The organism is Aliiroseovarius marinus, assembly GCF_050881025.1.
GTDB classification, from domain to species: Bacteria; Pseudomonadota; Alphaproteobacteria; order Rhodobacterales; family Rhodobacteraceae; genus Aliiroseovarius; species Aliiroseovarius marinus_A.
The window spans coordinates 131,876-143,896 of record NZ_JBNNXQ010000003.1 but is presented as its reverse complement, the minus strand read 5'-3'; the positions used below and the strand labels follow the sequence as shown (position 1 = coordinate 143,896).

Here is a 12,021-nt window from a genome sequence, read left to right as displayed (position 1 = left end):
AAATATATTTTACCAACATCCGCGTGGGGGGGGGGGGGGCGGATGCCGCGCGCCCCCTTTCCCCGCCAACCGACAACCTAAAGCGTTTCCAGTTATTGTTGGATCTCAGCAATAGCTGGAAACGCCCACTATCCTGATATGACATACTGCGTTTCCAAATCATGCTGCCTCAACATAATGCGGAAACGCTTTAAAACCGCCGGGGATCAACTTTTCTGATCAACTGTCAGGCGGCCGTATCGCTTTCCTGATCCGCTTCGCTGGCCTGACGCGCCCACATGGCCGCATACCGCCCACCATGGTCCAGAAGCGCATCATGGGTGCCTTGTTCCACGATCACACCCGCCTCCAGCACCACGATCTCGTCAGCATCCACGATGGTCGACAAGCGGTGTGCAATGGTGATCACCGAGCGCCCCTGCCCCATTTCGCGCAGACTGTCCTGAATATCGCGCTCGGTCTGGCTGTCCAAAGCCGACGTCGCCTCGTCCAGCAATAAGATCGGCGGGTTCTTCAAAAGCGTGCGCGCAATGCCCACGCGCTGCTTTTCACCGCCTGACAGTTTCAGCCCGCGTTCGCCCACCTGCGTGTCATACCCGTCGGGCAGTTGCGTGATGAAATCATGAATTCTGGCGGCTTTCGCAGCGGCCTCGATTTCACTGCGAGAGGCATCCGGGCGACCATAGGCGATGTTGTAAAGAATGCTGTCGTTGAACAGCACCGTGTCCTGCGGCACCACACCAATCTGCCCATGCAGACTGTCCTGCGTGACGTCGCGCACATCCTGCCCGTCAATCGACAGGCTGCCGCCATTCACATCATAAAACCGAAAGAGAAGCCGCCCGATGGTGGATTTTCCCGACCCGGACGGCCCCACGATGGCCACGGTTTTGCCCGCGCCGACCTCAAGCGAGACCCCTTTCAAAATGGGGCGCTCGGGATCATAGCCAAAATGCACATCATCCAGACGCACCGCCCCGCCCGAGACCTGAATGTCCGGCGCATCCGGCTTGTCTTCAACCTCTGCCGGCTGTTCCAGCAAGGTGAACATCTCGCTCATATCCACCAGCGCCTGACGGATTTCGCGGTAGACCGTGCCGAGAAAGTTCAGGGGCATGGTGATCTGGATCATATAGGCGTTGACCATGACGAAATCGCCCACGGTCAGCTGCCCGTTCTGCACGCCCACCGCCGCCAGGATCATCACGGCGACCAGCCCGCCTGTGATCAGCAACGCTTGGCCAAAGTTCAGAAAGGCCAGAGAATACGAGGTCTTCAGCGCCGCTTTCTCATAGCCCGCCATCGCCACGTCATAGCGCGCGGCCTCGCGCGCCTCGGCGCCGAAGTACTTCACCGTCTCGAAGTTCAAAAGGCTATCAATGGCCTTCTGGTTCGCATCCGTGTCCTGATCATTCATTTCCTTGCGGATTTTCACTCGCCATTCGGTCACCCGAAACGTGAACCAGACATAGGCCCAGATGGTGACCACCACGACCGCCAGATACCAGACATCAAAGGCGATAAAGAGGATCAGCGCGATCATCGCCAGCTCAAGGATCAATGGCCCCATTGAGAAGAGCATGAAGCGCAAAAGGAACTCGACGCCTTTCACGCCACGTTCGATGATACGGCTCAGACCACCGGTCTTGCGGGTGATGTGATAGCGCATCGACAGGTTGTGAATATGGGTGAAGGTTTCCAGCGCCAACTGCCTGAGCGCCCGCTGTCCAACACGCGCAAAGATCGCGTCCCGCAGCTGTTGAAACCCGTTGGTCATCAGCCGCGCCATGCCGTAAGCCAACGTCAAGCCAACAGCGCCGACACCCAATAGCATCGCAGGCTCTGCCCCTTCACCTGCCAGCGCATTCACCGCCTCGCGGTAAAACCACGGGGTCGCAACGGACACGACCTTGGACAGCAAAAGCGCCAGCATCGCCAGCACCACGCGTTGCTTTACCCACGGGTGTTCGGCAGGCCAAAGATAAGGTGCGACCCGGCGGATCGTGCGCCACCCATCGGAAGGCGCATCAGAAGTGGTGATGGGAAGACGTCGCATGAACTGCCTTTCTTGCTGGCAAGCCCCAAACCGGGCCACTTGCTGAAAATCATCATTCTAAAGCGTCACGCTCAAAACCTTCACAAATTGTGCTGCGCCGCGCCCAATCCCTGCCTCAGGTATAAGCAGAGACGCCTTAGATAGGGGCTGCGTTGATGAAGCGAAACCCATGATGCGTGATTGTTTGCACAAGATAAGACATGAAGCGTTTAAGACGTGAAGATCACGGCTTTTGCGGAATTTCAAATACCTGCCCCGGATAGATCAGATCCGGGTCGCGGATTTTGTCGCGGTTGGCGTCAAACAGGCGTACATACAGCACGCCCTCGCCCAGAGTGTCCCGTGCAATGGCCCAAAGGCTTGACCCCGGCTGCACGGTAACCGCCGAGACACGGGCCTTTGGCGCCGCCTCCGCCACGGCCTGCAGTGCCGCAGGCTCTTCGCGTTTGAACGGCGTCTCGGTGCGCGACGTGACGCTGCCATCCGGGCCCAACTCGTCCACCCGCAACGTATAGACACCAGTTTCAATATCCGGCAGCGGCAATCGCCACTGCCCATCCTCGGAAATGGCGCTGGTTTTGACCGGATTATTATCCAGATAAACGCGCACATCGGCCCCGCTTTGACCGCGACCGGACAAGGCGACCTCGCCGGTTTCATCATAGCTGATCGCGTCGATGATCACGTTTTGAACAGACAGCGCACCGGCTTCGTCCTGCAACACCGTGATGCCCGCCTGATCCGCCAGCAGAACCCGACTGGCCGGGGCTGCGTCGGAGGCGCTTGGTGTGGGCATTTCAGCAGAGGCTGCCGAAGGCGCATCGCCCGTATCGGCAGCAGAGATGGCGGCAGTATCAGTTCCGGCAGAACCGTCCGTGGCAGTGTCAAGGGCGAGGCTCGATTGCGCTGCGGGCTGTTCAACCGTCGTCGGCTGGATCAGCACCGTGCCCTGAGACACGGCCGAGGCAATCGGCGTGCCATCGCCATCCAATGCCTGCAAAGCGAGCTGCCCCGGCGTTGAGATGTCCAAATCCAGCAGAGATACAAAATTGCCCTGACCATCAGCTTTCACCACCTCTACCGGTGCCCCATCCAGCAACAGCTGCACCGAACTGCCGGGGGCCGCATGACCTGCGATCACGGCGCGCCCGTCGGGGTCGACACGGACAACATCAAAACTTGGCGCGACAGTTTCCGGCGCAACCGGTTGGTCGGTGGAGGCCTGCGCAGACGGGGCCGATGGTGTTGTCGGTGCCTGTGATGTGGTCGTTGTGGCCGCAGCGGGTGCGCTCGGTTCCGATGTCACGGGCGTGGCGTCCGAGGGGGCGACAGTTGCCTGCTCGTCCCCTGCACCGCCAACCAACCATCCAATCGCGGCCAGCACCACGGCCACAAAGGCACCAGCACCGATCCAGACCCCGTTTGCGCCTTTCGCGCCCTCTGCGCCTGATTGCGTTGTCATCTTCATCCCCTGTCGCCGCTTTATGCGGGCGCTTCTTGCCAGACAGTAGCAATCCCGATACCACCGGTCAAAAGATCATTCCCATATATGACCAGAAGGACAGCACATGACACAACATACAGCCCCCTACACGGCCTCTGTCTGCGTTTACTGCGGATCACGCTTTGGTCAGGATCCGGCCTACGACGCTGCCGCACGGGCCCTTGGCGCGGCGCTTGCAGATGAAAACTGGCGCCTTGTCTATGGCGCGGGGGATGTCGGGCTGATGGGCGCCGTGGCCGAAGCCGCACAAGGGGCCGGGGCGGCAACCTTTGGCGTCATCCCGGAACATCTTCTGAAATGGGAGGTCGGCAAGCGCGATCTGACCAGCTTTATCGTGACCGAAAACATGCATGAGCGCAAAAAGGTGATGTATATGAACTCGGACGCGATTGTGGTTCTGCCCGGTGGGGCCGGATCACTGGACGAGTTCTTTGAAGTGCTCACTTGGCGTCAGCTGGGGCTGCATGAAAAGCCGATCCTGCTTTTGAATGTGAACGGGTTCTGGGACCCGCTTGTCGGGTTGATTGACCATGTGATCGCCCAAGGCTTTGCCGAAGACAGTCTGAAAGGGTTCATCACCGTGGCCGATGATGTGGATCAGGCTGTCTCGGCCCTGCGGGCGGCCTTGTCCTGACGATATGCGCCCGCCGAATAGATCGTCAGGGCCACCCAGATCATCGGAAAGGCAATCATGTGCCACAGGGTGATCGTCTCGCCCAACAGGACAACGGCACACATGAACTGAAGGCTCGGGTTCAGATATTGCACCACCCCCACCGTCGACAGGGTCAACCGACGCGAGGCGAAGCTGAGCAGCATCAGCGGCCCGGCAGTCAATAGCCCCGAGGCAATCAGCAAAAGACTGTCGCCCAAACCGGTCCCGAACACAGCGCCCGTGCGGCCAACGATGCCCTGCCACCCCGCAAAATGCGTGCCCGCCAGCCAAATCAGCGCCAGAGGGGCCAGAAACAGCACCTCGGCCGTGACGGATACGACCGGGCCTACGGCAAGTAACTTCTTGATCACGCTATAGGCCGCGAATGTGCCGCCAAGCAAAAGGGCCAGCCAGGGCGCGACCCCCAACCCCAGCGTCAATACCACCACCGCCAAGACCGCCAGAAAGATCGCGAAGAGCTTGCTGCCCGTCAGGCGCTCGCCGAAGAACACGGCCCCCAAAAGCGCCATGATCAAGGGGAAGATGAAATAGCCAAGGCTGGCTTCGACCACCATGCCGATCTGCACTGACAGGATAAAGCCGCCCCAGTTGATCGAGATCACGATCGCCGCGACCGCCACAAGCAGCATCGTGCGTCCGCGCATCAGGGTGGGCAACTCCCTCAACCGTCCTTGCACCAGCAAAAACAGACTGAACAGGACCAGAGACCACAACGTGCGATGGCTGAGCAGTTCAAGCGGCGGCACATGGCGCAGCATATAGTAATACAAGGGCGACAGCCCCCAGACCGTGCAGGCCACGATGATGGCGATGACGCCTTTGCTGGTCTCGTTCATCTGGCGCTCCTAAAGCGTTTCGGGATGGGCTTGAGGCACATGTTCATTCCGAGCCGCTTTCCCCTGCGCTGCCCAACAGGTCTGGCACAAAAAAAGCGGCCACCCAAGAGGCAGCCGCATTTTGTTTCGTGATGCGGGGCATCAGGCCCCAAACGGGTTACAGGCGCGAGGCCACGTTTTCCCAGTTCACCAGGTTTTCCAGGAAGTTATCCAGGTAAGCCGGGCGCTTGTTGCGGAAGTCGATATAGTAGGAATGCTCCCACACATCGCAGCCCAGAAGCGCGGTCTGACCAAAGCACAGCGGGTTCACGCCGTTCTCGGTCTTGGTCACAGCCAGCGAGCCGTCAGCGTTCTTCACCAGCCAGGCCCAGCCCGAGCCGAACTGACCCGCGCCAGCCGCGGCAAACTGCGACTTGAACTCTTCAACCGAACCGAAGCTTTCGGTGATGGCTTTTTCCAGCTCGCCCGGCATGGCGGTCTTGCCCGGGCCCATCATCTCCCAGAACTGGTTGTGGTTCCACAGCTGCGAGATGTTGTTGAAGATACCGTTCTGCGCAACCGCTTTGGCGTCATAGGTGCCCACGATGATCTCTTCGAGGGTCTTGCCCTCCCATTCGGTGCCAGCGATCAGCTTGTTGCCGTTGGTCACATAGGCGGCGTGGTGCAGGTCGTGGTGAAACTCCATAGTTTCAGCAGACATGCCATGCTCGGCCAGTGCGTCGTGGGCATAGGGAAGGTCGGGAAGTTCAAAAGCCATGTCGGGCCCCCTGTTCAATGTGTTTGCATGCGTGTTTCTGTCGGTTATTAGATGGGGCAGCGGGTGGGGTAAGGTCAAGAGGTCTGGCAAAATTGTCCGCCAGCGAGCGGGCTATTTTTTGTGCACCCGACAGCGTCCTTCGGCCCGGTAACTGTTGGAATACCGAATGGGAAATGCCTTGATCACCAGTTTCAACGAAGGTTTCAGAAGCGTCGCACGATATTCCAGACGGGGGGTGTATTGCCGGACCACCCCTTCTGTATTGGTCAGCCGCGTGATGCGCCAGACCACGGTCACGCGCTTTTCATTGTCAGCCGTCACCTTTGCCTGAAGCGGCTTGCCAACGAAATACTTGATGAAGGGGTCCCAGACCTCGGCCGTCTGATCACCGGGTTTGTGATCCATAAGCAACCGCGTCGGCATCCAGTCACCCGTGCCGTTTCGGGTGATATCGCAGTTATAAATCTCACCCTGCGCCGCGAAGGGCGCGAGGGTGAGAAGGAAGAACAAAACAACTCGACGCATAAGACATGCTACCATCACGCAACTTCCAGTTGCAATATTCAAGCAGATGACCCGCACGTCAAGGTTTTTGATCAGATTAGCGCGTTTCGTCAATGAAGCGCGTGGCTCGCGACAAACCAGTGCTCAAGTTTGTCGCGAAACGCTTTAGGACAGAACGCCAACCTCGCCGCCCGGCTGGGCCGCATCTTTCAAAAGGTCAAACGCATATTTTGCAACCGACCGGAAACAAACCAGCACCGCGGTGTTGTCGTCCTCCAGATAGAAAGCGGCCGGAATTTGCGCAATGCGCGAACGGCGCAGCATACCAGGCTGCATGACCGAGAGGTCGGCAGGGGCCAGCTTGGCAATCACCTCGCGACAGGCCGCGCCCGTGACACGATAGACCGCACGAGCATCCGAGACATTCACCACCAGCGAATGCTCGTCTCCAAGTGACGCGGTGGCGGCTTCGACAATGGACGCGGCCTCGGCGTGATCGACGATCAGCAAAAGCTCGTCGGGCGACATCCAGCCAACGCGGCCCTTGGCGCCTTGGGTGATTTCACCCTGTCCCGGCATGGCAGCGCCCGTGGCGGCTTTCACCGCTTTGGCGACACCTTTGGACGCAAGGTCACCGCGCAGGGTGATCATGCCGATCAGACCGGCCTCTTCGACCTTGCAATAGCCGTCAAACGACGCGCCCTGGAGGGCGGATACTGCCTTAGACATTCTGCTTCTCCCCGTCCTTGTCATAGAAGACCGGATCACAAATCCGCGCCTTCACCACCGTGTTCGAGCCATCCACCGTGGGGAAGCTGATCACCTCGCCCATACGGTCGGGACCGTGCAGCACAAGCCCCATCGCGATGCCTTTTTTCAGCGTCGGCGAATAATAGGTCGAGGTCACGCGGCCGATCATGTTGCGCTGACCGTGGACATTGTCGCCCTCGCCCACCGCATAGGCCCCGTCCGGCAAGACGGACCCGTCGAGGGTCTCAAGCCCTACCAGTTTCCAGCGCTCGGGATCGGTCATGTGGCTGCGCTGTTGCGCGCGTTTGCCAAGGAAGTCTTCCTTCTTCTTGGAAATCGCCCAGCTCAGCCCCAGATCCTGCGGGATCACGGTGCCGTCGGTCTCGTCGCCGATCATGATAAAGCCCTTCTCGGCGCGCATGATGTGCAGACACTCGGTGCCGTAAGGCATCACGCCGAACTCTTCACCGGCTTCCAGAAGCGCATCCCAGAAGGCGCGGCCCTGAGACGCCGGAACGGCGATCTCGTAGGACAGCTCGCCCGAGAACGAGATGCGATAGACGCGCGCGTCGAACTCGCCGATCTTGCCATCGGCCCACTGCATGAAGGGCAGCGTTTCCTTGGACACGTCCATACCACCGAGCTTTTCCAGCACCTTACGGGCGTTCGGACCAACCACGGCAACCTGCGCCAGCTGCTCGGTCACATTGGCGACATAGACTTTCCAGTCCCACCATTCTGTCTGCAGCCATTCCTCCATCCACGCGTGGATGCGATCAGCCCCGCCCGAGGTCGTGTGGCAGAGCCACGTTTCGTCGTCGATACGCGCCACAACACCATCATCCGACAGGAAGCCGTTTTCCGAGCACATCAGACCATAGCGGCATTTGCCGACAGCCAGGTTCGACATCATGTTGGTGTACATCATGTCCATGAACTTGCCCGCATCGGGACCTTTCACGATCAGCTTGCCCAGTGTCGAAGCATCCAACAGGCCAAGATTTTCGCGGGTGTTCAGAACCTCGCGATGCACCGCCTGTTCATTGGTTTCACCCGGCTTGGCATAGCAATAGGGGCGACGCCAATGACCGACGGGTTCCATGTAAGCACCCGCGTCTTCGTGCCACTGATGCATCGGCGTGCGACGGATCGGTTGGAAGATTTCATGGCGCGCTTCGCCTGCAATCGCACCGAAGCTGATCGGTGTGTATGGCGGGCGGAAGGTGGTGGTGCCGGTGGTCGGGATCTCTTGGTCCAGAGCATCAGAAAGCACTGCCAAGCCATTGATATTGGACAGCTTCCCTTGATCGGTTGCCATCCCCAGCGTGGTGTAACGCTTGGTGTGCTCGACACTTTCATAGCCTTCACGCGCAGCCAGCTGAACGTCGGAAACCTTCACGTCGTTCTGATAATCCAACCACATCTTCATGCGCTTCTCTGGACCAGCGCCCTGCGGCATGATCCAGACCGGGGCCATGGGCTGTTCGGCCTCGGCATCCGCTTTCGGACCAGCCTTGCGCACGGCCTTGCCGCCAGCCGCTTTCGCAGCTGCCTTGCCTGCCGCGTAGGCGTCTTCCAGCGTCTCGGCCAGCGACATCGCGCCCGAGGCCGTGCCTGCGGTCACCACAAACGCCTCGCCGTCATGGCTGGTGGGCGCGCGGCTGGGATCGGGGCGGAAATGGGCCTGCGTCTCGTCCCAGATCAGTTTGCCGCCGCAATGCGACCACATGTGCACGACCGGGGACCAGCCGCCGGACATGGCAACCGCGTCGCATTTGATCTCTTCCAAGGCCGCGCCTTCGCCCGCCTGAAGACAGATCGACACGCCGGTCACACGCTTACCGCCATGCACTTTGGCGATGGCGCGACCCGGTTCGACCCGGATACCTGCGGCACGGGCAGCCTCGGCCAGCGGGCCGGTGGCTTCCGTGCGGGCGTCCAGAACCACGGGGACTTCAAGCCCGGCCTCTTTCAGCGTCAGCGCCGTGCGATAACCGTCATCATTGTTGGTGACAACCACGGTGCGGTCGCCAATCGACACACCCCAGTTCACCGCATAGTCACGCACGGCCGAAGCCAGCATGACGCCGGGAATGTCATTGCCCGCAAAGGACAGCGGACGTTCGATTGCGCCGGTTGCGGTCACGATCTGCTTGGTGCGGATGCGCCACAGACGGTGACGCGGACGCCCGTCGCCCGGCGTATGATCGGCCACACGCTCGTAACCCAGCACATAGCCGTGGTCATAGACGCCCGACCCCATCATGCGGGTGCGCAGGGTGACGTTCTCCATGCCTTCCAACTCGGCGACAGTGGCGTCGATCCATGCGTCAACCGACATGCCGTCAATCTCGCCGCCATCGACGGCTGCACGACCACCCCAGTGATGGGTTTGCTCCATCACCAGCACTTTCGCGCCCGAGCGACCCGCGGCGAGAGCCGAGGCCAGACCGGCCACACCGCCGCCAATGATGACGACATCCGTGTGGTGGTAATAATGCTCGTAACGATCCGCGTCGGCCTCGGTCGGGACTTGGCCCAGACCAGCGGACTTACGGATGATCGGTTCAAACACATGCTTCCACGCGGCGGCCGGCGCCATGAAGGTCTTGTAATAGAAGCCCGCCGGCAGGAAGCGCGCGGCGTAGTTGTTCACCACGCCCACGTCGAACTCAAGGCTCGGCCAGTGGTTTTGCGAGGTGCAGGTCAACCCGTCGAAGAGCTCGGTCGTGGTGACGCGTTGGTTGGGTTCAAAGCGCTCACCCTGCCCCAGATTGACCAGAGCATTCGGCTCTTCCGCGCCAGAGGCCACAACGCCACGCGGACGGTGGTATTTGAACGACCGGCCCATCAGCATCTGGTCTTCGCCCAGAAGGGCTGCGGCCAGCGTGTCGCCCTCGTACCCCTTCATGCGCTTGCCGTTGAAGGTGAAGTTTTTCGGTTTCGAACGGTCGATCAGACGACCGCCTTGTGCCAGACGGGTGCTCATTCGTACCCCTCCCACTCAGGATGTTTCTTCTTGACCGCATCAACGATCGCTTTGGGCGGCTCGGTGGTCTGGGCAGAATAGGTGCCGTAAACCTCAAGCGTCATGGTGTTGCGCGCCGCGTGGAACCACTTGCCGCAGCCCGAGACATGCCGCCAACGCTCGAAGTGAACGCCTTTCGGGTTCTTGCGGTGGAACAGATAGGTCTCGAACTCATCATCGGACGAGCCGGGGCCAAAGCGCCTCAGATGCGCCTCGCCACCGCCATGCAGGTCCGTCTCATCGGCCATCACGCCGCAATAGGGGCATTCAAGGATCAGCATGTTGCACCTTTTGACTTGTAGAGTTGCGTCGGGATACCCAACTGACACCCATGGATATATTTGATGTTTTCAACTTCGCCATTTTGGTGGGCGTCGTATATTTCGTCTTTCGCGCGCTTCGGTGGCATCACTTTCGAAACCGCGACCCCGAAGAGCTGAAAAGCATTCGAGACGACTACGAGAAAACTAAAGGGCCAACGTGGCTGGTTTGGCTTTTGGCCTTCCTTGGATTGTAGATTTCCCATCAATGTGCCACCCCCGCAGCCACGCTTTCATCAATAAAGCGTCCTTCGGTGAAGCGGTTCAGACCGAATTCGCCTGCCAGTGATCCCGGCTCGCCTTTGGCGACGGTCTCGGCCATGGCCCAGCCCGATCCGGGGATCGATTTGAAGCCGCCGGTGCCCCAGCCGCAGTTGATGAAGCAGTTGCCCAAGGGCGTTTTGCCGATGATGGGCGAGCGGTCGCCGGTCACGTCCACGATGCCGCCCCATTGGCGCAGCATTTTCAGGCGCGAGATGATCGGGAAGGTCTCGACCAATGCCCGCACGGTTTCTTCCACGTGGTGGAACGATCCGCGCTGGGTGTAGTTGTTGAACCCGTCGGTGCCGCCGCCGATGACCAGCTCGCCTTTGTCCGACTGGGACATATAGCCGTGCACGGTGTTGGCCATGACCACCACGTCGATGCAGGGTTTGATCGGCTCCGACACCAGCGCTTGCAGGGCAACACTTTCCATCGGCAGACGGAAGCCCGCCATCTCGGCCAGATGGCCCGCGTTCCCGGCCACAACCATCGCCAGTTTGTCGCAATCAATCTGACCGTGGGTCGTGTCAACGCCGGTGACGTTGCCGTTTTCCTGACGCACGCCGGTCACTTCGCATTTCTGGATGATATCCATGCCCATGTCGGAGCACGCTCGGGCATAGCCCCACGCCACCGCATCGTGACGCGCCGTGCCTGCACGAGCCTGCCACAGCGCACCCAGAACGGGGTAACGCGGACCGTGGATGTTCATGATCGGCACCAGTTCTTTCACGCGTTCGGGCGAGATGAACTCGGTCTTCACGCCCTGCAGAGCATTCGCATGCGCCGTGCGTTCGTATCCGCGCACCTCGTGCTCGGTCTGGGCCAGCATCATGACGCCGCGCGGCGAGAACATGACGTTGTAGTTCAGGTCCTGGCTCATCGTCTCATAGAGAGACCGCGCTTTCTCGTAGATCGCCGCCGAGGGATCCTGCAGGTAATTCGAGCGAATGATGGTGGTGTTGCGGCCCGTGTTGCCGCCGCCCAGCCATCCCTTTTCGATGATCGCCACATTGGTGATCCCGAAGTTTTTGCCCAGATAAAACGCCGTGGCCAGCCCGTGGCCGCCCGCGCCCACGATGACAACATCGTATTTTTTCTTGGGCTTGGGCGATGTCCACGCCCGCTCCCAACCTGAGTGATAGCGCGCGGCCTCCCGCGCGATGGCAAATGCCGAATAACGTCGCATACGATTCCCCCCTGTCTGGGTTCCCGGTTTATGTCGTTTTTACGAAGAAACGCCATCACACCACGATGATCGAACGGCGCTTAAAAGGAAAAAGACGACATGAGGCGCAAAACCTGTCGATTTCTGTGCATCCTGAT

General features: G+C 60.0%; 11 protein-coding genes. 2 read left to right on the top strand and 9 right to left on the bottom strand.

What is annotated here, in order from left to right; translation table 11 throughout:
* Window positions 1-226 precede the first annotated feature (226 nt).
* Together ACRY08_RS09960 and ACRY08_RS09955 are read right to left on the bottom strand one after the other, a co-directional pair.
* Window positions 227-2,056: an ABCB family ABC transporter ATP-binding protein/permease gene (locus tag ACRY08_RS09960; protein WP_432449765.1), complete on the bottom strand. Its 1,830-nt coding sequence runs from the start codon at window positions 2,054-2,056 to the stop codon at window positions 227-229.
* 223 nt (window positions 2,057-2,279) lie between these two features.
* Window positions 2,280-3,518, bottom strand: coding sequence for a LysM peptidoglycan-binding domain-containing protein (locus tag ACRY08_RS09955; protein WP_432449764.1), 1,239 nt, complete (start codon window positions 3,516-3,518; stop codon window positions 2,280-2,282).
* 106 nt (window positions 3,519-3,624) lie between these two features.
* Here ACRY08_RS09955 and ACRY08_RS09950 point away from each other — a divergent pair, with 106 nt between their 5' ends.
* The gene (locus ACRY08_RS09950) at window positions 3,625-4,194 is read left to right on the top strand and encodes a TIGR00730 family Rossman fold protein (RefSeq protein ID WP_432449763.1); all 570 of its coding nucleotides are present in this window, start codon (window positions 3,625-3,627) and stop codon (window positions 4,192-4,194) included.
* Here the strand turns inward: ACRY08_RS09950 and rarD are convergent.
* From rarD to ACRY08_RS09920, 6 genes are all read right to left on the bottom strand, one after another.
* Window positions 4,158-5,072: an EamA family transporter RarD gene (rarD, locus tag ACRY08_RS09945; RefSeq protein ID WP_432449762.1), complete on the bottom strand. Its 915-nt coding sequence runs from the start codon at window positions 5,070-5,072 to the stop codon at window positions 4,158-4,160. The genes ACRY08_RS09950 and rarD overlap by 37 nt on opposite strands.
* Window positions 5,073-5,229: 157 nt before the next feature.
* Window positions 5,230-5,829, bottom strand: a complete 600-nt coding sequence (locus ACRY08_RS09940; protein WP_432449761.1) for a superoxide dismutase — start codon at window positions 5,827-5,829, stop codon at window positions 5,230-5,232.
* A gap of 111 nt (window positions 5,830-5,940) precedes the next feature.
* Entirely contained in the window at window positions 5,941-6,354 is a 414-nt protein-coding gene (locus ACRY08_RS09935) for a hypothetical protein (RefSeq protein ID WP_432449760.1), read from the bottom strand.
* 144 nt (window positions 6,355-6,498) lie between these two features.
* Window positions 6,499-7,062: a sarcosine oxidase subunit gamma gene (locus ACRY08_RS09930; RefSeq protein WP_432449758.1), complete on the bottom strand. Its 564-nt coding sequence runs from the start codon at window positions 7,060-7,062 to the stop codon at window positions 6,499-6,501.
* A complete protein-coding gene (locus ACRY08_RS09925) occupies window positions 7,055-10,072 on the bottom strand; it encodes a sarcosine oxidase subunit alpha family protein (RefSeq protein WP_432449757.1) in 3,018 nt (1,005 codons plus the stop codon). Before ACRY08_RS09925 ends, ACRY08_RS09930 begins: the two co-directional genes overlap by 8 nt.
* Window positions 10,069-10,392, bottom strand: coding sequence for a sarcosine oxidase subunit delta (locus ACRY08_RS09920; protein ID WP_432449755.1), 324 nt, complete (start codon window positions 10,390-10,392; stop codon window positions 10,069-10,071). Before ACRY08_RS09920 ends, ACRY08_RS09925 begins: the two co-directional genes overlap by 4 nt.
* 50 nt (window positions 10,393-10,442) lie before the next feature.
* On the opposite strand from ACRY08_RS09920, the gene ACRY08_RS09915 reads away from it, so the two are divergent.
* A complete protein-coding gene (locus tag ACRY08_RS09915) occupies window positions 10,443-10,628 on the top strand; it encodes a hypothetical protein (RefSeq protein ID WP_432449754.1) in 186 nt (61 codons plus the stop codon).
* Between the two features lie 8 nt (window positions 10,629-10,636).
* On the opposite strand, the gene ACRY08_RS09910 is transcribed toward ACRY08_RS09915, so the two are convergent.
* Window positions 10,637-11,884, bottom strand: coding sequence for a sarcosine oxidase subunit beta family protein (locus tag ACRY08_RS09910; protein ID WP_432449753.1), 1,248 nt, complete (start codon window positions 11,882-11,884; stop codon window positions 10,637-10,639).
* Between the last annotated feature and the right edge of the window lie 137 nt (window positions 11,885-12,021).